Origin of the sequence: Haloarchaeobius ordinarius (assembly GCF_051801355.1) — an archaeon.
GTDB lineage: Archaea > Halobacteriota > Halobacteria > Halobacteriales > Natrialbaceae > Haloarchaeobius.
Window position 1 is genome coordinate 877,516 of sequence record NZ_CP196560.1, and the last position, 19,516, is coordinate 897,031.

Consider the following 19,516-nt stretch of genomic DNA (forward strand, 5'->3'; position numbering starts at 1 on the left):
ACCTCATTCGGCTAATTTAGACCTTTTGAGCCGCTCAGTGCGGCAGTGCCTGCGAAGTTAGAAAGTTCTTAATTGTGCAATATACACAATTCTATCTGCGATGTGTGAGCGGCCGAAAAATCGACACTCCAGGAAGGTCCTCAGTCCGCGGTCGGGTGGGTCGTAGACGACTCCGCACGCAGCTCCTTGATGCTACTGTAGACGACCGCACCACTGACCAGCAGCGCCGCGCCCAGGATGATGGCGAGGCTCAGCGTGTCCGCGACGGGAATCTCCATGACGTTCCCGATCTTGCGGATGGCGACCGCGATGGCCCCCAGCAGGAGCATCACGCCGAAGTACACCTTGATCTCGTCCTCGTTGACCAGGCTGGTCGAGGCGGCACCCAGGCGGGCACCGAGGGCACTACCGGCCAGCAGCGGGACGACGATACTGAGGTCGACCGCGCCGGACTGGGCGTAGAGGAAACTCCCGATACCGCCCGAGAAGACGATCTCGAACAGGTCGGTCCCGACCGCGACGGGCACCGGGACGCCGATGAGGTAGAACAGCGCGGGCATGCGGATGAACCCACCACCGACACCGAGGAAGCCCGATAGGAGACCGGTGAGGAACGCGACCAGCAGTATCATCCACAGAGAGACGCTGACACCCCCGCGGAGCGATATCATTGGCGGGACGCGATAGGACTGTATCTTCTTCGCGATGTCGGGGATGTCGTCGGCCGATATCTCCGCGTCCTCGTCGACGTCGTGGCTGATACCGCCGTCACCGCCTTTCAGGGCGGCCCAGGTGACGAACAGGCCGATGCCACCGAGGAGGAGGACGTATGCGATGCTGACGACGCTGTCTGCGTATCCCATGTGCTGGAGCCACTCCAGGCCGAGCTTCCCGACCTCGATGCCGGCGGACGTCCCGGCAATCATCAGGACACCCAGCTTGTAGTCGACCTGCCCCAGGTCACGGTGTTTCAGCGTCGCGATGACGGACGTCCCGAAGACGAACGCGAGGCCGGACGCGACCGCCACGTCCGTCTTGTATCCCATCACCAGCAACGCGGGCGTGACGAGGAACGAGCCACCCATGCCGAAGAACCCGAACAGGATGCCGATGAGCACCCCGAAGCCCGCGAAGGTGGCGAGCAACAGGACGCTCATTCCGAGGACCTCCATGGTCAGGCACCCCGGATGAGGTCTCTGATGGTCGGTCCGAGGACGCGCTCGAGGAGGCCGTACCCCACGTAGAGGATAGCCGCCTCGACGAGCACGATCCCGATCAGTGCTGCCGCCTGTGCGTTACCGCTGAGTGATTCAATTCCGAACATCGTGCACCTCGAACCGTAGTCTTGTACACTTCATGAGTTTCTGTACACGACACCCTAACCGGCAGGGGGTAATAACGGTTTTGGGAACATCGTACAATACTATATCCCTGTACCCCACACATGGTGATGCATAAGTTATGGGTAGCTACAGGGAGAACAGTAGTCACTATCCAGATACGATTTTTCTGCTCCACGACCCCCCACAACGCGCGCCAGCGGCGGTTCGAAGGTGGCCGGGCGAAAACAAATCATCGAACAGATATTTCAATCGCTGTGGGCGTCACGGACGGCACGAGAACGAAACTGGGCGGCGAACGCGAGTCGAACGGACGACGTGGACGAACGGAAGCGGTGAATGAGAGCGGTGAATCGGGAAGCGGGGAGTCGAACAGGAGAACAGGTCGGAAAAGAGACGTGAGAATCGAACCGTTCTCGACGTGTGCGCAAACCGCGGCTCAGTCCGCAGACGTGGGTGCCGAGCTGGACTCGTCGTCGCGCGAGCGCCAGACGCCCTGCACGTACGCGCCCAGGAACATCCCACCGATGCCCCACAGGATGGTCAGATTGCCGACGCCGAGGCTGGCGTAGGCCGCCCCCGGGCAGATACCGGAGAGGCCCCAGCCGACGCCGAAGATGGTCCCGCCGACGAGGACGTTTCTGTCGTAGTCCTTCAGGCGCCGTCTGTACTCGTCACCCGTGAGGGGCGCGCGGCGGCCGGACTTGCTCATCACCCAGAAAGCGATACCGGCGGTGACGCTGGCGCCACCCATGACGAGCAGGAGCCCGAAGTCCTCGAGCTGGAGGAACTGCAGGACGACCTCGGGGCGTGCCATCTGGCTGTGAGCGAGGCCCGCGCCGAAGACCAGACCCCCGAGCATGACGAGTCCGTAGAACGACAGTCCGCGCCCCGTTTCCTGGCTCATATTCCCACCCCGAAGAACACGATGGCGTTCGCGGTGACGATGGCGATGATGACGAAGGTCGCGACGTTGACCAGCGAGGTCTCGGAGAGCGACCCGACGCCACAGACGCCGTGGCCGGACGTACAGCCCTTCCCGACGCGGGTCCCGATGCCGACGAGGAACCCGCCGAGGAGCAGTCGCCACGGGGCGACCTCGGTCGTGAACCAGTCACCACCGGTCGCGAGTGTGTAGAGCGCAGCACCCGCGACGATGCTCAGGGTGAAGACGACCCGCCAGTCCCGCGAGCTCGTAAAGCGGAACTGCTGGAAGCGCGACCGGTTGGAGACGTACGACCACGTCGACTCGAGGAAGGTGCTCGCGCCCGCGATGATGCCCGTTCCGAGGTAGATTATCGCGGTCCCGAGCCCGATGAGGAAGCCCCCGAGTACGTAGTGGGCGACGCCATTGGGGAACAGTTCGATCATCGCTCGGTTAGCACCCTCCGTCGGTAGTGGTCTCGTTCGGGTCGAAGCTGACCGTCGGTGCGTCTCGTCCCGCCAGTGTGACGAACCGGGAGCGGGCGGTACTGTCGACCGACGTTGCGACGTCGGAGAAGGCGTGTTCGCTCATCTTCAGTCCAAGGTATCTGGTGTGCGCACTTAAGAGTTTGCATAGAATATCACAATCGTCGCAATACTGTTGCAAGTACCGAGCGCTCTTCCACCCCGGCTCGCGCACGATTATTGGATATTAGGTGAGTAAGACCGGTCTGCAGACAGCGATAGATATTTATTGTATAGCCCAATATTGTGGAGTACACGCAACAATGAGCACAGACATCAGCGTTACCGAAACCCTCGACGTGAAAGGAGAGAACTGCCCGATGCCCGTCGTCAAGACCAAGCAGGCCATCGACGCCCTCGAAGCCGGCGACGTGCTCGAAGTGGTCGCGACCGACTCCGGCAGCATGAGCGACATCGCCGGCTGGGCCGACACCACCGACGGCGTCGAACTGGTCACCCAGGAGGAGGGCGACGGCGTCTACAAGCACTACGTGCGCAAGACGGAGTGAACCCATGAGCACCGACTCTCCCGCATCACAGGAAACCGACGCGGCCCTGCGCGCCCGCATCGACGAGCTCGAACAGAAGCTCGCCGACCTCGAGAGCGAGGTAGATGACGACCAGAAGAAGATGGTCATCATCGCCACCAAGGGGACCCTCGACATGGCGTACCCGCCGCTCATCCTCGCGAGCACGGCGGCCGCCTTCGGGTGGGACGTGGTCGTCTTCCACACGTTCTGGGGGCTTGACATCCTGCACGAGAAGCGCTCGAAGGACCTCAAGCTCAGCGCCGTCGGTAACCCCAACATGCCGATGCCGAACGCCATCGCCGCCATGCCGGGCATGGACCGCATGGCGACGAAGATGATGGAGAAGAAGATCGCGGACAACGACACCGCGACCATCGAGGAACTCATCCAGACGAGTCTGGACATGGGTGTGGAGTTCCAGGCGTGCCAGATGACCATCGACCTGATGGGCTACGACGAGGCCGACTTCTTCGACGGCGTGACCCTCGGTGTCGGCGCAGCGAGCGCCCTCAGCGAGATGGAAGACGCGGACATCCAGCTCCTCGTCTGAGCTAGCAGCGTTCGCAACCGACCACTTTCTGCGGCCGCAGTCGACCAACCCTCAGCCGAGCGTGAGCCGACCAGCGAGTTCGGGGAACACCACGTCTCCGTAGTCGACCACGAGGACGACCACCAGTGGGCCGAGGAACAACCCGTACCACCCGAACACCAGCGACCCGAGGTACTCGAACAGGGCGAGTACGACCAGCGAGGCCAGGACGACGCCGAGGCCGACCCAGACCGTCCGGTCGCTCTCTCGGTCCAGGAACGCGGACATACAGGGAGGAGACGCTCGGGGCGGAAAAGCGACCGACCCACGTGTCTGGTCCGCAACCGCCCCGGGGCTCGCGAGGTCAGTTTTTCAGCACCGAGGCGACCGCGAGCGCCGCCCCGAGGAGGACGAGCAGCGCCTGCAGGTTCGCGGTAACGGCACGAAAGAGGGGGTCACCGAGGAGTGACTGGAACAGGAGGACGTACGCGACGGCCGCGGCGCAGACCAGCGACAGCAACGCCCGCCGCCCCACCTCGCTTCGGTACCCGGCGTACAGCAGTGCCGTGAGGAACGCGGAGAGCACGACGTAAGGGACGTGGAACGACATCGACTCGGGTACTCGTTCGTTCTCGAGAGATTTCAATGAACTGAACGACTCACGGTTCGATACGTGGCGGTGGTCGGTGACGACCGGACTCACTCGAGTTCGACGCCCTCGGCCAGTAGCCGGTGTTCGACGTACGCATCCAGTTCAGCAAGTATCACGTCACGGTCGACCGTTGCGGTCTCCCCGCGGAAGACGGCCCCCATCGCGATGGTCACGAGCAGTTCTGCGACCTGTTCGGTGTCGACCGCACGGAAGCGACCCTGGTCGATGCCGCGCTGGACGATACCGGCCAGCGTCTCGCGGAAGGCCCCGTCTATCTCGGTGAAACGCTCGCGGAATCTGGGTTCGCTGACGCCCTGGGCCCGGACCTCGACGAAGGGACCCCGTTCGAGCGGGCCACCCTGGCGAATCGGCGCGTCGGCCGGGACACCGCCCGGGACCGACTCGACGACCGCCTCGCTGACCCGCTCGTCGGCCGGCCCCGCCACCAGCAACCGCAGGTGGAGTCGCAGGTCGGTGAGTGGGTCGTCGCTGAAGCGCGTGCCGAACCCGGCACCGAACTGCCCGAGCATGAACTCCATGAACGAGAGCAACAGGTCGTCCTTGCCGTCGTAGAAGTGGTAGAACGAGGACTTGCTCAGGTCGGCCTCGTCGGCGATTCGCTGGATGGAGAGCCCGGCGTAGCCGTGCTTGCGGAGGGCGCGAAACGTCGCGTGCATTATCTTCTCTCGCGTGTCGGTCGGCTCGCCGGCGAATGGCCCGTCGCTCATACTGACCGAATATTCGGTCGGTGCGTAAAAGCGTGCCGAGCAGCGCACTCGCGGCGGGACAGCCGAAAGATTGATTACTAACCGAACGTTCGTTCGACGCATGCCTACCGAACGTTCGTTCAGTAACTGCCGGGGCGTGAGGGTCGGCCGATGAGTCCCCCCGACCTCCCGGGCCTCATTACCGAGTACAGCAGCCACGCCATCGCCGTGATGCTCGTCCTGACACTCGTCGTCGGGGCGGGCGTCCCGGCGATGAAGCAGTCCAGTTCCCTGGACCAGTACCAGGGCGGGACGGTCGAAGGAGACGCCCTGGACTACCTCGACGCGAACTTCTCGTCGGGTGATGGGAACACGTCCGTCGCCCAGGTCGTGGTTCGCGGCGACGACGTGCTCTCGAAGGAGAGCCTCGTCGAGACGCTGTCGTACCAGCAACACCTGCGTGCGAACGAGACGGTGAACGGGACGCTCACCGAGGACGGTCTCCACAGCGTCTCCACCGTGGTCGCGACGACCGCCATCACCGAGGAACGCGCTGCCGACCTGCGGGAGCGTCGGGGCGAGGTGAACGAGACGGAGCGCGACCTTCGGGCGGCACTCACCACCCTCGAATCGAACCCCAACGCGAGCGCGAGCGCCGCGTTCGAGTCGGTCCGGGCGAACAGTTCGGTTCCCCTGACGGACGCGGACGGGGAGACGTTCGAGCACGCGACCCGGCAGCTTCGCGGCGCGACGAACGAGAGCCAGCGCCAGGCCGCGTACCGACTCGGGACGCAGGGTGTGCTCGCCGACGAGTACGAGACCTTGCGCGAGGACCAGCGAGCGCTCGAAGCCGGTATCGACCCGACGCTCGCCGAACAGCGTGCACAGCTCGAATCGATGAACGAGAGTTCGGTCGAGGACGTGGTCTCGCGGGTGCTGGGCGGCGGTGGTGGTGCCACCCAATCGTCTGCCGCCCGGGCGCTCCGGTTCATGCCGGCGGAGTACGAACCCGGGTCGACCGAGGCGAACGCGACGCTCCTGCTCGCGAGCCAGCACACCGACTCTGCGTCGTTCGCACCGGGTGACGCCCCCGACGAGATTATCGACTCGGAGCTAGCCATGCAGGCCCTCGCGGCCGACCACGAGGGCGACCTGACCTACCTCGTCTTCGGGAGCGGCATCGTCGCCGACGAGATATCGGCCTCGATGGTCGACAGCATCGCCATCATCGGCCCGCTCGCGTTCGTGTTCGTGCTGGTCGTGCTCGTCGTCGCCTACCGCGACCTGCTCGACGTGGTGCTCGGCCTGGCGGGCGTCCTCACCGTGCTCGTGTGGACGTTCGGCGTGATGGGCTGGGCCGGCATCGCGTTCAACCAGATGTTCATCATGGTGCTGGTGTTGCTCATCGGCCTCTCTATCGACTACGCCATCCACCTCCTGATGCGCTACCGCGAGGAGCGGACCGACGAGAACGACGACGGTGACGGCGACCCCAGCGGGCCACGCCCCGCGATGCGGACCAGCCTCGCGACCGTCGGCGCGGCGCTCGTCATCGTGACGACGACGACCGTCATCGGGTTCCTCGCGAACCTCACCAGCCCCATCGGGACGTTCCGGACCGTCGGCGTCGTCAGCGCCGTCGGCATCGTCTCCGCACTGCTCGTCTTCGGCGCGCTGGTACCCGCGGTGAAGGTCGAACTGGACGCCTGGCTCGAATCCCGTGGCTGGAACCGCCAGCTCCCCGCCTTCGGAACCGGCGGCGGGCGGTTCACCGAGGCGCTGCGCGTCGGCGAAGTCGCCGCCCGGCGGGCACCCGTGGCCGTCCTCGTCGTCGCGCTCTTGCTGACGGCGGCCGGGGCCTACGGCGGCACGCAGGTCGGGACGAGCTTCAGCCAGGAGGACTTCCTCGCGGACGACCCCGCGGACTGGATGCAGGACCTGCCCGATCCGCTCGCCCCCGGCGACTACAGCGCCCAGGAGGCGATGACGGTGCTGAACGACCGGTTCGTCCGTGAAGATTCACAGGCGCAACTCCTGGTCACGGACGACGTGACGAACCCAGACACCCTCGACCGGTTGCGCGAGGCGGAAGACGCCGCGGCCGAGCAGGACACCACGAGTACCCTCTCGAACGGTGACCCGGCCATCGACAGCCCGTTCGCCACGTTCGAGCGCGTCGCGAGCGAGAACGACTCGTTCGCCGCGACGCTCGATGCCGCCGACACCGACGACGACGGCGTCCCCGACGAGAACGTCACACTCGTCTACGACCAGTTGTACGAGGTCGCGCCAGACGAGGCGCGTGAGACCGTCTACCGGACCGGTTCGGGCGAGTACGAGGCGGTCCGCATGGTCGTCTCGGTCGACGGTGACGCCGACGGCGAAGCCGTGATGGACGGGATGCGCGACGTGGCCGACATCGTCGACGGCGAGGGAGCCGGGGCGGTCGCGACCGGCCAGGTCATCGTCGACCAGCTCACGCAGGAACAGCTCCTGACGACCGTCCTCCGGGGACTCGTCGTCTCGCTCGTGGTCGTGTTCGTCTTCCTGATGGGCGCGTACCGCTTCACCGAAGGGAGCGCTTCGCTGGGGGCCGTCACCGTGCTCCCGGTCGCGTTCACCCTGGCGTGGATTCTCGGGACGATGCACCTGCTCGACGTGCCGTTCAACGTCGTGACCGGGATGATAACCAGTCTGACCATCGGCCTCGGCGTCGACTACAGCGTCCACGTCAGTGAGCGCTACAACCACGAACTCGCCGAGTTGGGGTCCGCATGGGACGCCCTAGAAGCCGCGGTCACGGGTACCGGCGGCGCGCTGGCGAGCAGCGCCGCGACGACCGCCGGCGGGTTCGGCGTGCTCACGGTCGCTATCCTGCCGTTCCTCCAGCAGTTCGGCCTCATCACGGCGCTGACCATCGTCTTCGCGTTCGTCGCGAGCGTCGTCGTACTCCCGAGCCTGCTCGTGCTCTGGACGCGGTTCGTCCACCCCGAGACGCTGGCGGTGGAGGGTGCGGGCGAGGACGACGACGGCGAGGACGACGACGATGGGGTCGCCACGCCGGACATCGCTGCACCCGCCATCGCCGCATCCGACGGGGACGACCCCGTGGCTGCACCGCGGGCCAGCACGGAACCGGAGGGACCGGCCGACCTCGCGGAGCCGCTGGCGGCCCGTACCCTCGAATACGGGCACGTTCACCCCGGGCAGACGCTCCGCGTCAGCGTCGCGGTCGACGCGGTCGACGACCGGGTCGTGCTCCGCGACCGCGCCATCGGGTCGGAGACCACGGTCGTCGACGTCTCGCCCGAACCGACCCAGGTGATGGCCCACGACGGCGTCGTCTTCGTCGCCTGGGCCAGCGGCTCGGACGGCGACCGCGTCTGCACGTACGAGACGACGGTTCCCGAGGTCGCAAGCGACGGCGACACCGCCCGGTTCCGCGGGACCGTCACCACGGAGACCGCCGAGGTGGCCGTCTCGGGTGACGAGGAGATACGGGTCGTCCCAGACCTGTTCGAGCGGGTCGTGTCGCAAGGCCACGCGACCGACGCCGACCTCGCGGTCGCCGCGAACGCCTACGAACGAGGAGAGTTGAGCCCCGCACAGTTCGAGCGAGTTTCCCGTGCGTGGCTTCGCGGCATCGACGAAGAACCGATTCGAGCACCGGCACAGCCGCTTCCCCGGACCAGCCGCTGACTGGCTCGCCAGTGCGGGTCGCGATACGACCTGACCTTCCTCTGTGCGACGGACGTCCCGTTCGAGGACACCCCTGACCGTGAGGGACCCACCTTGCGCGAGCGACTCCAGAGATGGACCAGGGCGTTCCTCGACCGCCACGGGATTCCCTACGTCGTGCTGTGTGGCAGCCTGGACGAGCGAATCACGACGGTCCGGGCCGTCCTGGACGAGTTCGAGCCGTTCGACGCGGAACGGTCGGTTTCCCGTGGAGAACCCGGGTCGCCGAGCGACGGCTGACCGCGAAGCCCCGGATTCACCCGGACCGGGCAATTTGGTATCGTAGTATGGAGTTTATCGAGACGGGTGGCGAAATGGGGGGCGAAACCAGAACATCGCGAGAACAGCTGACACAGGGCCCCTCAACGCCGAAGTGCCGATGACCGTCGAGAATCGAGCCGAGACGGTCTATCGCGGGCCCCCACCGGAAGTGTTCTCCGGAGAGGGGCTGGTCCACGCCCGGGCGACACCCGGTCACATCGACGAGCCAGTAGGGGTCCGAAACCGGCACGGGTAGTCAGTACCCAGTCACGGACAGAACGGCAACGCCGCCTCCGACACGAGCCGACCGCGAAACTCGGAGACGGTCCCGGTTTCGCGAGCTCACCGGTGTCGTACACCGTACGTGGCCGTCCACTCCGGACAGTTTTCGAGACCCATCACGTCCGGTGAGGTACTGCCCGCGTGGTGCGCTCTGGCCAGGCCACGGTACCGGGTGGGCCCACGGCACCCGGTTTCGGCGCTGGCACGCCACTGTCGTGCGACCTCGACGTCGCCGGCCCGATCCCGGGGGTCGCGTGCTCACGAGACGTTCTTCGTCGCCACCCCGGATGGGCACCTGACCTGGAACCGCCGGCAGTCCCTCTACCTCCCGGGTCCGGACGCGGCTTCCCGACGAGGTCGGGGCGTCTGCTCGCGGGTCGATACGACCAGAGAAAGCATCGCGTGGCGGTTCCGGTTCACTACCCGCGGGCAGGCCGTTCAGTGCCGCAGCTACCAGTTCGCCAGGATTCGAGCGCCTGCGGAACCGGGGCGCTTCGAATCCGCGTTTCGGTGAGAACGACCGGTACAGGACGATAAACCGTATGCCACGATACGAAATCAGGTGTCGGTGGCCACGAGACTGGCGACCACGCGCTCGGTTCCAGTCAGCTTCCTGAGCACGTCGAGTTCCTGCTGGAGCGTCTCGTCGTCCAGTGCGGCCATTTCGGACTCGAAGTAGGTCGCGAACTCGCCGAAGCGCTGGCGGTATTCGCTGGAGACGGTAAGCGGGTCGGACTGGCGTTCCCACTGCCCGAGTTCGTACTCGGGGACCTCGATGCCCTCGGCGGGCGGGTCGCCGCCGGACTCGCGTTCTGCGACCATCCAGTTCTTCAGCAGGTCGGCGTATCTGGTGAGGAGGACCGCCTTGCGGACGCCGGAGTTGGCGAACTGTTCGGGGCCGCCGCTGGGGAACTCGATTGTCGTCTCGGTCTCGCCAGGGGTGCCGGTCCGGTCCGACCAGCTGGCCCGGAGGCGGAGTCGGCCGGAACCAGAGTCGTCGGTCTGTCTCACCTTCACGAGCACGACCCCGCCCTTCGTCTTGCCCTCCGAGGTGGGCGAGGCGAAGAGCGTGTTCACCTGCATGAGTTCGCCCGTCGCCTCCTCGGCGGCGCTGGAGCCGTAGACCTTCTCGATGTCGTACCCCTCGGCGTCGAGTTCGAGCGAGAGGTCGAAGACGAGTGGCGTGACCATGTACTCGAACCCGTCCGTGACCCGTTCCTCGAACTGTTTCGCGGAGTGGACCGAGTAGTAGTTCGCGCCGCGGACGCTCGTTATCTGGTCGACGATGTCGGAGTTGAAGTCGACGCCGATGCCGACGAAGGTGCTGTGGACGTTCGACTCGGCCTCGCGCGCGAGACGGTCTTCGAGGCTGTCGGCACTGACGTCGCCGATGTTGGGCATCGCGTCGGTGAGGACGACCATCCGGTTCTCGTAGGTCGTCTGGTCCGCATCGTGGTACTCTTCGAGCAGCCCCGAGGCGGCGTCGAGGCCCGCCGAGAGGTTGGTGCCCCCGGTGGCCTGAATGTCCTCCTCGATGTGGCCGCGGATGGCGTCCATGTCGGTCGTTTCGACCGGGTTCATCGGCTTCGCGACCGCGGCCGTGCTGCTGTAGAGGACGACGCCGAAGCGGTCGCCGGGGCGAAGCTGTTTGGTGAGGGAGGCGAGGGCGTCCTTCGCGACCTCGATCTTCGGGCGGTCGCCCGCGTCTTCGACCTCCTGTTTGTTCCCGTACTGGTCGTAGTAGTACTGGCTGAACGGCGACCCCATCGAGCCGGAGATGTCGAGGACGACCACGAGGTTCAGGCGCTTGCGGTCGAAGTCGCTCGCGTCCAGCCCGGAGTTCAGGCCGACCGAGAGGTAGCGCTCGGTCTCGCCCGAGAGCGGGTCGGCAGTGACGGCCGGCGAGTAGGAGGGACAGAACAGCGACTCGCAGGCCTCCTTCGAACCGGTGTCGAAGTAGTAGTCGTAGAACAGTCCTTCGTACGAGAGGTCCGAGGGGATTGGCAGGTAGCCCTCCTCGAGGTTCTGGCGGAAGTTGTTCACGTCCTTCGCGCCGCCGGCTGCGAGCCCGACCGACCCGGCGCTCTGGGTCGAGGTGGCCATGGCGGTGGCGGTCGCACTGCCGCCACCACCGCCGCCTTTGCCGCCCACGTCTTCTTGCATCTGCCCGGGGTCGTACTGCCAGTCGTCGACCAGACTGCCGGGCGGTGCGGTCGTCGGGAGGGGGTCGGTGCTGTCGTCGCCGTCTTCGTCGTCGGTTCGCGGGCTCGTGCCCGGGAAGACCTGCGAGCAGCCGGCGAGGGAGGCGGCTGCGGCCGTGGTGAGCGAGAGGAACGCTCTGCGATTTCGCGGGGACATGGTGAGACAGAGGGCAGGCGACCGCATAGGATGTGGGCTAGCTGAAAGGAAGATTTCACCCCGACGCGACGAAACGCCCCACTTTTGTCGGGGGTGACCTATCTCTCAGGTATGGACGACCTCGACCCCGAGACCTTCGAGGAGGAGAAGTACGTCGAGTACTTCCCGCGCCTCCAGCAGGCGTACAAGAACGCGTTCAACACGTTCAACGAGAAGTACGACTCACAGCTCATCCACGGCATCGACCAGCAGGTGCTCAACGAGTCCGAACCGCACTACGAGGGCGACGGCGAGTTCACTATCGAACTGCCCGAGGACCCGTACGACCGGCTCACGGCGGTCGTGGTCGACGAGGAGAAGTTCGACGCCATCCTCTCGGAGTACACCGACGAGATCGCGTCGGAACTCCGCCGCGTGTTCAACATCCGCTGACGGCGGCTTCTAACGAGCGTCTCAAAAGTCCCTGCCGGTTGCCTCTTCCGCGACCTCTTCGACGCCCTCGGAGAGGGCCTCTTCGGTTCCGCCCTCCATGTATCCCTCTATCATCTCCATCAGTACGTTGAGTATTCCCATAGCTACGCTGAGATGAACGTGCTCCCGCTTAAGTGTTCGGTGGCTGTGACCCTCCTGCGCGGAGAGGAGAACGAGAGCGGTGCCGGCGCTTCGAGCGTCGGAGACGCGAATTCGAACCGGGTGCGCAAGGTTTAGGGAGAGTGACTCCCAAGCCCTATCCATGAGTACCGACGCTCAGAAGGGCGACGACCTCGAGGAACGAGTCACCAACTTCCTCCGTCGCAACTTCCCACAGATTCAGATGCACGGGGGTAGCGCGGCCATCCAGGACCTCGACCGCGAATCCGGCGAGGTCACCATCCTGCTCGGCGGCGCGTGCTCCGGGTGCGGTATCTCCCCGATGACCATCCAGGCCATCAAGTCCCGCATGGTCAAGGAGATTCCCGAGATTACCGCGGTCCACGCCGAGACCGGCATGGGCGGCGACGGTGGCCACGGCGGCGGCGGTGGCATGTCCCCGTCGTTCCCCGGCGAGACCGTCGACGACGACGCAGAGGACGACGAAGGCCCGCAGGCCCCGTTCTAACTTCGAGTTCGTCTCTCCGTTTGTAGTTCGCTCGGCGAAAACAACAGTACTTAGTCTCCGGTCCACCCGAGCACCAGTATGGAACGCACCGACACGGCCGGACAGAACGTCCTCTTCGTCGTGATGGACACGGTGCGGAAGGACCACCTGTCCGTCTACGGGTACGACCGCCCGACGACGCCAGGACTGGAGGCGTTCGCCGAGGAGGCAGCCGTCTACGAGCAGGCCGTCGCACCGGCCCCGTGGACGCTCCCGGTTCACGCCTCGCTGTTCACCGGCCTGTACCCGAGTCAGCACGGTGCCAGTCAGGAGAACCCGTACCTCGAAGGCGCGACGACGCTCGCCCAGACGCTCTCTGGCACCCACCAGAGCGCCTGTTACTCCTCGAACGCCTGGATTACCCCGTACACGCACCTGACCGACGGGTTCGACGACCAGGACAACTTCTTCGAGGTCATGCCCGGCGACTTCCTCTCCGGGCCGATGGCGAAGGCCTGGAAGACGATGAACGACAACGACCGGCTCCGCAAGATAGCGGACTGGCTCGTCTCGGTGGGCAACAAGGCTCACGAGTACCTCGCCAGCGGTGAGGGGGCCGACTCGAAGACGCCACAGGTCATCGACCAGTCGAAAGACTTCATCGATTCGGCCGACGGCAACTGGTTTCAGTTCATCAACCTGATGGACGCTCACCTCCCATACCACCCGCCCAAGAAATATCGCGACGAGTTCGCCCCCGGTGCCGACCCGCAGCAGGTCTGCCAGAACTCCAAGGAGTACAACTGCGGTGCTCGCGACATCGACGACGACGAGTGGCAGGACATCCAGGGCCTCTACGACGCCGAGATTCGTCACATCGACGCCGAACTCCAGCGCCTGTTCGACTGGATGAAAGCAGAGGGCCACTGGGAGGACACCCTCGTCGTGGTGTGTGCGGACCACGGCGAACTGTTCGGGGAGCACGACCTGTACGGTCACGAGTTCTGTATCTACGACCCCCTCGTGAACGTCCCGTGCATGGTGAAACACCCCGACATCGAGCCCGGTCGGTACGACCAGCAACTCGAACTCGTCGACCTCTACCACACTGTCCTCGACCACGCAGGTGTCGAGACGGGCGACGCACAGGCGGTCGACCTCGACCGCTCTCGCTCGCTGCTGTCGGACACGCACCGCGAGGGCGTGACCCCGCCGCGGACCAGCACGGCCGACACCGAAGACGTGGACTTCGGCGAGTACGCCTTCGTTGAGTACTACCAGCCCGTCGTCGAACTCAAACAGCTCGAACAGAAGGCCAGTGCCGCGGGTATCACGCTCGATACGGACTCCCGGTTCTACTCGCGGATGCGCGCCGCCCGTCGCCTCGACGGGAAGTACATCCGGAACGAGCGCATCACCGACGAGTTCTACCGCATCGACGCGGACCCCGGCGAGACCGACGACCGCATCGCCGACGACGACCCCGTCAAAGCGGAGGTCGAGGCGACTCTCTCCGAGTTCGAAGACCTCGTCGGCGGTGAGTGGAAAGAGGTCGACGACGACGACGTCCTCGGCGACATGAGCGACGACGCGAAAGACCGACTGCAGGACCTCGGCTACATCGAATAACGTGACGGACCAGAAGGGCGGGTCGTTCACCGAGATGTTCGGTCGACAGACCCTCGTGAAGATGGGCGTGGGCTTCGTCATCGCCCTCGCCCTCGTCTATCTGCTCGGCACCGTCGTCGGGTGGGAAGACACCATCGCCGAACTCCAGGCAGCCGACCCCGTCTGGGTCGGCCTCGGCTGTCTCTCGACGCTGCTATGTCTCATGATGTGGGGCCGGGCCTGGCAGATCGTGCTGGGCGTCGGCGGCATCGAAGTGCCCTATCACAAGCTGGTCGTGACGTACCTGGCGGCGACGTTCGCCAACTACGTCACCCCGCTCGGGCAGGCCGGTGGCGAGCCGTTCATCGCCTACGTCCTCTCGCGGGACACCGACGCCGACTACGAGCAGAGCCTCGCGAGCGTCGTGACCGCCGACCTGTTGAACCTGCTCCCCTTTTTCAACTTCGCCGCCGTCGGGGTCGCGTACCTCCTGTTCCAGTCGTCGTTCCGGGGCTCGGAGACCGTCGACAACCTCGTCATCGGCCTCGGTGCGCTCGCCGTCGGCGTCCCGGCTATCGTCTGGGCCGGGTGGCGACACCGGACCGGCGTCGAGGAGGCGGTCGTCCGCATCGTCAGACCGCTCTCACGGCTCACCAGTCGAATCAGCGCGGACGGTATCCGGAATCGAATCGAACGATTCTACACCGCCATCGAGCGTATCGCGGCCGAACCCAGGGCACTCGCACGGGCGCTTGGCTACTCCTACCTCGGCTGGTTCTTCTTTACCATCCCGATGTACACTGCAGTCCGTGCCACCGGTTCGGAGATGAACCCCATCCTCGTGTTCTTCATCGTCCCCGCCTCGACCATCGCCGGACTGGTCCCCACGCCGGGCGGCCTCGGCGCGGTCGAAGGGGCGCTCACCGTCTTGCTCTCGCAGGTCGCAGGACTCACGCAAAGCGGCGCGCTCGCCGTCGCCACGCTCTACCGCGTCGAGAGCTACCTGTTCGCGCTCGTCGTCGGCGGTATCGCGGCGCTGTGGGTGACGATTCGGGCCTGAGCAGGGCGAGGAGGTCAGAATCAGTCCGGCCGCAGGCCGCGGCCTTCCTCCCACGCCCGGAGCAGTCGGGTCGTGGTGTCACAGACCGGGACTGAAACGTGTGCGTCCGGAATCTCTGCGGCCTGCTCGACCACGTAACCGGTGATGGCGTCGACCTCGGTCCGTTTTACGTCGTGGATGTCCTGACGCATCGAGGAGGTGTTCGCCGCCGTCGCCTCGGCGACCGCTTCGACCGCCGCGACCGCCTCGCGGTTCGACAGGGCTACGTCGTGCCCGCGGGCGACCCGCGCCGTCTCCGTCGCCGCCTTCGTCGCGAGTTCGTGGGCCTCGCCCGCGAGCAGGTCCCCGTTGTCGACGTCGGCGAGCGCCGTCACCGTGTTGATACCCGCGTTCACTGCGAGTTTCTCCCAGAGTCGTCGCGGCATGTCGGGTGCGAGTTCGGCGACCAGTCCGCCCTCTGTGAAGGCGGTCGCGAGGGCGTCGTCCAGTGGTCCGTCGCCACCCTCGTGTGGCCCGAAGACCACCTCGCCCACGCCGGTGCACTCGACCGTTCCGGGTTCACGGAGGACGGCCCCGTAGGTGACCGTCCCGGCGTACACCGGACAGTCGAGGTGCCGGGCGAGCGTCGCCTCGTTGCCCATCCCGTTCTGGAACGAGCAGACCGCGTCGACGTCGCAGTCCGCGAGGTCGCGGGCCGCATCAGCGGTGTCGAACGCTTTCACCGTCACGATGGCGAGGTCGGCGGTATCGCAGTCGCTCGCGTCGGTCGTCGCGGCCACGTCGACGGTGAACGTGCCGTCAGGCACGACGACTCGAAGTCCCGACTCACTGACCGTCGAGACGTGCGGGTCGCGGCCCACGAGCGTCACGTCGTGCCCGTGGTGGCCGAGGATGCCCCCGACGAGGCTCCCCAGGCTCCCCGCCCCGTAGATGCAGATTCGCATACCGGCCCCTCCGCGGGGCGACGGCAAAAACGACTAGTCTTCCGTCCAGTAGTAGATGTCCTCTTTCCCGGTGCCACAGCTCGGGCACTCGTCCGGGATGTCGCTGTCCAGTCGGCCCATCTCGCCGCACTCCCAGCAGCGCCACATCAGCTCGCCCTCACCGAACTCGTGACCGGCCCGGATGTGCTCGATGCTCATCCCTTCGATGCCCTCGTCGGCGGTGACGTAGAAGCCGTGCTCGTCGAAGCCGCGGATGGTCCCGACCTTCGTCCCGTCCTCTGTGTAGATGGCGGTGCCGAACCGGAGCTTCGTCTGCTGGCTCTCGCTCATACTGTGGTAGACGGTCGCAAGGACCTTAAAACAGAGTGCAAACATAGGAGAGCCCCGACGTTCGACGGTGGTTCCAGCCGGTTCGTCCCCGATTGCCGAGGTGACTTCACGACCGCGCCGGCGCGGTGTAGACCTGGTGGGCGAGCCAGGCGACCGCCATGACGAACCCGAGGACGGCCGCCACGTCTGTCCCGAAGGTGACGAACGCCGCGACCTCCACGAGGGCGATACCGACGAGCGTGACCAGCGCCGTGAACCCGGCCACACCCTTGCTAACCTTGCCGTCGCCCCGCGGGTTCGGGTCCGTTCCCGGCCGCGACTCGATGACGAACGCGAACGACTCGACCCCGATGCGCTCGGCGGTGTACTTCCGCTTCAGGATGCGCCAGCGGTTGACGAGGGCGCTCGACCCGTGGACGTAGACGATGAGGTGTTTGTGCTGGGTGGCGTACGCCTGCAGCGACCGCGACAGCCGCATCAGGTCGCCCTTCGAGAAGTCGTGGACGAACTTGATACCGATGACACCGTCGACGATGACGTCGCACGTGTCCTGTCCGTGGCGAGTCTCGACGATGTGGCGTTCCCAGACCGACTCGACGTCCTCGTTGAGTTCGGCGTCGAGATACGAGCGCAGCGTCATCGGGTACGAGTGGTCCGTCGAGTCCGGAGGCGTCCACTCGTCGACCAGCCTCTGTATCAGTTCGTGGGTCTCGAGCGAATCGTCGTCCGCTTCGTCTTCCTCGTCGTCCGCCGACGTTCGCGGTGTGGTTCGACCCGTGTCGACCGTGCCCGTCTCGGCCACTTCACCCCCCGTGTCTCCGTCGGTATCGTCGTCATCTTCCTCGGCGTCGGCGTGTGTCTCGGCCACCGTGCCTGCCGCGGTCGCTGTCGCCTCCACGACCTCGGCACCATCGCGTGCCCGGGCATCCATCAGTCGGGAACTGGCCTCCTTGACCGCCTCCTCCTCGACTGCCTCGGCTAGCGCGTTCCGGACCTCGTCGTCGGCCATCGCCTCCGCGACCGCGTCCCGGACCTCGTCGTCGTCCACCGCCTCCGTGATGGCCTCGACGAGTTTCTCGTCATCCATCGGCACCGTCACCATCCAGCCTCTCGGCCGTCATCGACACCGACCCGTCCGGCTCCCGCGCGAGACAGACGTCGTAGTCGAACAGCCGTTTGAACGTCCAGATGTCGGCCTCGTCGTGGGCGGCTTCATCGAGGGTGAACACGACGATGGCACCGGCGCTCTCGATGCGCCGGGTGAGGATGTGGACGAACCGGTACACCAGCTGGACGTTCCCCGTCTCCAGGAGCGTCGACAGCGAATCGATGCCGAACCGGGTCGGCGTGCCGTCGCGGTGAGTCGTGAACCCGTCGACCAGCGAGAGCATCGCCTCGCCCAGTTCTGGCACGGTCGGAACCGGCGAGACGTCCCGGTGGTGGACCCGACTCGGAAGCGAGACCGTCACCCCCTCGTGCTCGGTGGTGCCGACGAACCCGACCGGTCCGCTCCGGTCGGTGAGCAGCTGCTCGCAGGCCGCCTTCGCCGCCATCGGGTCGGGCTCGGTCGACAGGAACACTGTGCCCGCGGTCGCCGGGGTCTCCCGGAGTAGTCTGATGAGAACCGTCCGCTGGTCGGTCGCAGTCGCACCAGTGACGAGCACACTCGTTCCCGCCGTGAGGAACGAGAGGTCTACGGAATCGGTCAGGGTGTCGAAGTGCTGGTCGGAAATCGTCATGTAGTGTCGTGGTGTGCGTATCAGAGCGCCCGCTCAGCCGCGAAACAGGAGCGCCACCTCGTCGGTCTCCATCTCGTCCAGGGTCGCGGTGAGGACGCCGTCGAGTTCGTCGAGTTCTGCCTTCAGCCGCCTGTACTCGTCGTTCTCGGCGAGTTCGTCGGGGTCCCTGTACGCCTCCAGCGCCGCGAGTTTCGACGAGAGGGCGAAGTGGCGCTGGAACCGCACGTCGTACGTCGACCGGCGAAGCAGCCGTTCGACGAGCCCCCGCAGGTCCTGACGGCCTGCTGGCTTGACCAGGTAGTCGTCGAAGCCGAGGTCGAGGAGGTCGAAGTCGGGTTCGACTCCGGTGACCATCGCCACGAGACAGTCGTACCCATCCGCCCGGATGCGTTCGAGCACCTCGCTACCGGAGTGGTCCGGCATCCGCCGGTCGAGGAGTACCACGTCGACCGCGTCGTCGAGCAGGTCGAACGCCTGCTCGCTCCCGTAGGCAGTGCGAACGTCGTACTGACCCGTGAGGAACTCGGTATAGAGGTCCGCAATCTCCGGTTCGTCGTCGACGAGCAGCACCGTCGGTCTAGGTTCACGTTTCATGGTCACTGTCCCCTGTGCAGGACGCCTCACCACCAGCCCCTGCCGCCCCGCAACAGGCTTGAGATACACTGCCTATCAAACCCACACTGGGAAATAGTTTATCGCCGTTTATTACCTATCCAACAACTTAGTTACCATCGGTGGTCGGCAATAGAGTCAAGTATCAGAGCCTGTCCTTCGATTTTCGAACACTGGTAGAAAATAACCCACCAATAGTTCACAATATTCTACAGTACCGAGATGGCCCCGGTTCGCCCAACAGGGTATCGGTTCGCTCGCGACCGACTACATGAAGTCCGCGATACCCGATTGCTTGT

The 19,516-nt window shown here is 65.5% G+C and carries 22 protein-coding genes; 8 read left to right on the forward strand and 14 right to left on the reverse strand.

Features of this window, described 5'->3' with window-relative positions:
• Positions 1 to 140 precede the first annotated feature (140 nt).
• The 5 genes from ACSC1R_RS04580 to ACSC1R_RS04600 form a co-directional block, all read right to left on the reverse strand.
• Positions 141 to 1,172 (reverse strand): sulfite exporter TauE/SafE family protein, encoded by a 1,032-nt coding sequence (locus ACSC1R_RS04580; RefSeq protein WP_439027896.1) that lies wholly within the window; start codon positions 1,170 to 1,172, stop codon positions 141 to 143.
• A gap of 2 nt (positions 1,173 to 1,174) precedes the next feature.
• Positions 1,175 to 1,324: a DUF7512 family protein gene (locus ACSC1R_RS04585; RefSeq protein ID WP_439027897.1), complete on the reverse strand. Its 150-nt coding sequence runs from the start codon at positions 1,322 to 1,324 to the stop codon at positions 1,175 to 1,177.
• Positions 1,325 to 1,779: 455 nt separating this feature from the next.
• Positions 1,780 to 2,247: a DUF6691 family protein gene (locus ACSC1R_RS04590; RefSeq protein ID WP_439027898.1), complete on the reverse strand. Its 468-nt coding sequence runs from the start codon at positions 2,245 to 2,247 to the stop codon at positions 1,780 to 1,782.
• Complete coding sequence (locus tag ACSC1R_RS04595) at positions 2,244 to 2,711, reverse strand: YeeE/YedE family protein (RefSeq protein ID WP_439027899.1); 468 nt, start codon at positions 2,709 to 2,711, stop codon at positions 2,244 to 2,246. Before ACSC1R_RS04595 ends, ACSC1R_RS04590 begins: the two co-directional genes overlap by 4 nt.
• A gap of 7 nt (positions 2,712 to 2,718) precedes the next feature.
• Positions 2,719 to 2,856, reverse strand: a complete 138-nt coding sequence (locus ACSC1R_RS04600) for a hypothetical protein (RefSeq protein ID WP_439027900.1) — start codon at positions 2,854 to 2,856, stop codon at positions 2,719 to 2,721.
• 196 nt (positions 2,857 to 3,052) lie between these two features.
• On the opposite strand from ACSC1R_RS04600, the gene ACSC1R_RS04605 reads away from it, so the two are divergent.
• Positions 3,053 to 3,298: a sulfurtransferase TusA family protein gene (locus tag ACSC1R_RS04605; RefSeq protein ID WP_439027901.1), complete on the forward strand. Its 246-nt coding sequence runs from the start codon at positions 3,053 to 3,055 to the stop codon at positions 3,296 to 3,298.
• Positions 3,299 to 3,302: 4 nt separating this feature from the next.
• Positions 3,303 to 3,869 (forward strand): DsrE/DsrF/DrsH-like family protein, encoded by a 567-nt coding sequence (locus tag ACSC1R_RS04610; protein WP_439027902.1) that lies wholly within the window; start codon positions 3,303 to 3,305, stop codon positions 3,867 to 3,869.
• A gap of 51 nt (positions 3,870 to 3,920) precedes the next feature.
• Here the strand turns inward: ACSC1R_RS04610 and ACSC1R_RS04615 are convergent, their stop codons facing one another.
• The 3 genes from ACSC1R_RS04615 to ACSC1R_RS04625 form a co-directional block, all read right to left on the reverse strand.
• Entirely contained in the window at positions 3,921 to 4,136 is a 216-nt protein-coding gene (locus ACSC1R_RS04615; RefSeq protein ID WP_439027903.1) for a hypothetical protein, read from the reverse strand.
• A 76-nt stretch (positions 4,137 to 4,212) separates the two neighbouring features.
• Positions 4,213 to 4,458: a hypothetical protein gene (locus tag ACSC1R_RS04620; protein WP_439027904.1), complete on the reverse strand. Its 246-nt coding sequence runs from the start codon at positions 4,456 to 4,458 to the stop codon at positions 4,213 to 4,215.
• A gap of 89 nt (positions 4,459 to 4,547) precedes the next feature.
• Entirely contained in the window at positions 4,548 to 5,228 is a 681-nt protein-coding gene (locus tag ACSC1R_RS04625; protein WP_439027905.1) for a TetR/AcrR family transcriptional regulator, read from the reverse strand.
• Positions 5,229 to 5,378: 150 nt separating this feature from the next.
• On the opposite strand from ACSC1R_RS04625, the gene ACSC1R_RS04630 reads away from it, so the two are divergent.
• Both ACSC1R_RS04630 and ACSC1R_RS04635 read left to right on the forward strand, forming a co-directional pair.
• Positions 5,379 to 8,906, forward strand: coding sequence for an efflux RND transporter permease subunit (locus ACSC1R_RS04630; protein WP_439027906.1), 3,528 nt, complete (start codon positions 5,379 to 5,381; stop codon positions 8,904 to 8,906).
• 30 nt (positions 8,907 to 8,936) lie between these two features.
• The gene (locus ACSC1R_RS04635) at positions 8,937 to 9,185 is read left to right on the forward strand and encodes a hypothetical protein (RefSeq protein WP_439028754.1); all 249 of its coding nucleotides are present in this window, start codon (positions 8,937 to 8,939) and stop codon (positions 9,183 to 9,185) included.
• Between the two features lie 861 nt (positions 9,186 to 10,046).
• Here the strand turns inward: ACSC1R_RS04635 and ACSC1R_RS04640 are convergent.
• Positions 10,047 to 11,846: a vWA domain-containing protein gene (locus ACSC1R_RS04640; RefSeq protein ID WP_439027907.1), complete on the reverse strand. Its 1,800-nt coding sequence runs from the start codon at positions 11,844 to 11,846 to the stop codon at positions 10,047 to 10,049.
• A 111-nt stretch (positions 11,847 to 11,957) separates the two neighbouring features.
• On the opposite strand from ACSC1R_RS04640, the gene ACSC1R_RS04645 reads away from it, so the two are divergent.
• The 4 genes from ACSC1R_RS04645 (at position 11,958) to ACSC1R_RS04660 (ending at position 15,592) form a co-directional block, all read left to right on the forward strand.
• Entirely contained in the window at positions 11,958 to 12,278 is a 321-nt protein-coding gene (locus ACSC1R_RS04645) for a DUF5783 family protein (protein ID WP_439027908.1), read from the forward strand.
• A 301-nt stretch (positions 12,279 to 12,579) separates the two neighbouring features.
• The gene (locus ACSC1R_RS04650; protein WP_439027909.1) at positions 12,580 to 12,945 is read left to right on the forward strand and encodes a NifU family protein; all 366 of its coding nucleotides are present in this window, start codon (positions 12,580 to 12,582) and stop codon (positions 12,943 to 12,945) included.
• A 78-nt stretch (positions 12,946 to 13,023) separates the two neighbouring features.
• A complete protein-coding gene (locus tag ACSC1R_RS04655; RefSeq protein WP_439027910.1) occupies positions 13,024 to 14,553 on the forward strand; it encodes a sulfatase-like hydrolase/transferase in 1,530 nt (509 codons plus the stop codon).
• 1 nt (position 14,554) lies between these two features.
• On the forward strand, positions 14,555 to 15,592 hold the full coding sequence (locus ACSC1R_RS04660) for a lysylphosphatidylglycerol synthase transmembrane domain-containing protein (RefSeq protein ID WP_439027911.1): 1,038 nt from the start codon (positions 14,555 to 14,557) through the stop codon (positions 15,590 to 15,592).
• Between the two features lie 20 nt (positions 15,593 to 15,612).
• Here the strand turns inward: ACSC1R_RS04660 and ACSC1R_RS04665 are convergent, their stop codons facing one another.
• The 5 genes from ACSC1R_RS04665 to ACSC1R_RS04685 form a co-directional block, all read right to left on the reverse strand.
• Entirely contained in the window at positions 15,613 to 16,536 is a 924-nt protein-coding gene (locus ACSC1R_RS04665) for a ketopantoate reductase family protein (protein WP_439027912.1), read from the reverse strand.
• Between the two features lie 33 nt (positions 16,537 to 16,569).
• Positions 16,570 to 16,866 (reverse strand): DUF7130 family rubredoxin-like protein, encoded by a 297-nt coding sequence (locus ACSC1R_RS04670; protein WP_439027913.1) that lies wholly within the window; start codon positions 16,864 to 16,866, stop codon positions 16,570 to 16,572.
• A 106-nt stretch (positions 16,867 to 16,972) separates the two neighbouring features.
• On the reverse strand, positions 16,973 to 17,953 hold the full coding sequence (locus ACSC1R_RS04675; protein ID WP_439027914.1) for a hypothetical protein: 981 nt from the start codon (positions 17,951 to 17,953) through the stop codon (positions 16,973 to 16,975).
• A complete protein-coding gene (locus ACSC1R_RS04680) occupies positions 17,946 to 18,605 on the reverse strand; it encodes a DUF7504 family protein (RefSeq protein ID WP_439027915.1) in 660 nt (219 codons plus the stop codon). Before ACSC1R_RS04680 ends, ACSC1R_RS04675 begins: the two co-directional genes overlap by 8 nt.
• A 33-nt stretch (positions 18,606 to 18,638) precedes the next feature.
• The gene (locus ACSC1R_RS04685; protein WP_439027916.1) at positions 18,639 to 19,199 is read right to left on the reverse strand and encodes a response regulator; all 561 of its coding nucleotides are present in this window, start codon (positions 19,197 to 19,199) and stop codon (positions 18,639 to 18,641) included.
• Positions 19,200 to 19,516 lie beyond the last annotated feature (317 nt).

Coding starts and splice junctions, on each gene's coding strand:
- ACSC1R_RS04580 (WP_439027896.1), bottom strand. CDS start 1,172: ATGGAGGTCCTCGGAATGAGCGTCCTGTTGCTCGCCACCTTCGCGGGC.
- ACSC1R_RS04585 (WP_439027897.1), bottom strand. CDS start 1,324: ATGTTCGGAATTGAATCACTCAGCGGTAACGCACAGGCGGCAGCACTG.
- ACSC1R_RS04590 (WP_439027898.1), bottom strand. CDS start 2,247: ATGAGCCAGGAAACGGGGCGCGGACTGTCGTTCTACGGACTCGTCATG.
- ACSC1R_RS04595 (WP_439027899.1), bottom strand. CDS start 2,711: ATGATCGAACTGTTCCCCAATGGCGTCGCCCACTACGTACTCGGGGGC.
- ACSC1R_RS04600 (WP_439027900.1), bottom strand. CDS start 2,856: ATGAGCGAACACGCCTTCTCCGACGTCGCAACGTCGGTCGACAGTACC.
- ACSC1R_RS04605 (WP_439027901.1), top strand. CDS start 3,053: ATGAGCACAGACATCAGCGTTACCGAAACCCTCGACGTGAAAGGAGAG.
- ACSC1R_RS04610 (WP_439027902.1), top strand. CDS start 3,303: ATGAGCACCGACTCTCCCGCATCACAGGAAACCGACGCGGCCCTGCGC.
- ACSC1R_RS04615 (WP_439027903.1), bottom strand. CDS start 4,136: ATGTCCGCGTTCCTGGACCGAGAGAGCGACCGGACGGTCTGGGTCGGC.
- ACSC1R_RS04620 (WP_439027904.1), bottom strand. CDS start 4,458: ATGTCGTTCCACGTCCCTTACGTCGTGCTCTCCGCGTTCCTCACGGCA.
- ACSC1R_RS04625 (WP_439027905.1), bottom strand. CDS start 5,228: ATGAGCGACGGGCCATTCGCCGGCGAGCCGACCGACACGCGAGAGAAG.
- ACSC1R_RS04630 (WP_439027906.1), top strand. CDS start 5,379: ATGAGTCCCCCCGACCTCCCGGGCCTCATTACCGAGTACAGCAGCCAC.
- ACSC1R_RS04640 (WP_439027907.1), bottom strand. CDS start 11,846: ATGTCCCCGCGAAATCGCAGAGCGTTCCTCTCGCTCACCACGGCCGCA.
- ACSC1R_RS04645 (WP_439027908.1), top strand. CDS start 11,958: ATGGACGACCTCGACCCCGAGACCTTCGAGGAGGAGAAGTACGTCGAG.
- ACSC1R_RS04650 (WP_439027909.1), top strand. CDS start 12,580: ATGAGTACCGACGCTCAGAAGGGCGACGACCTCGAGGAACGAGTCACC.
- ACSC1R_RS04655 (WP_439027910.1), top strand. CDS start 13,024: ATGGAACGCACCGACACGGCCGGACAGAACGTCCTCTTCGTCGTGATG.
- ACSC1R_RS04665 (WP_439027912.1), bottom strand. CDS start 16,536: ATGCGAATCTGCATCTACGGGGCGGGGAGCCTGGGGAGCCTCGTCGGG.
- ACSC1R_RS04670 (WP_439027913.1), bottom strand. CDS start 16,866: ATGAGCGAGAGCCAGCAGACGAAGCTCCGGTTCGGCACCGCCATCTAC.
- ACSC1R_RS04675 (WP_439027914.1), bottom strand. CDS start 17,953: ATGGATGACGAGAAACTCGTCGAGGCCATCACGGAGGCGGTGGACGAC.
- ACSC1R_RS04680 (WP_439027915.1), bottom strand. CDS start 18,605: ATGACGATTTCCGACCAGCACTTCGACACCCTGACCGATTCCGTAGAC.
- ACSC1R_RS04685 (WP_439027916.1), bottom strand. CDS start 19,199: ATGAAACGTGAACCTAGACCGACGGTGCTGCTCGTCGACGACGAACCG.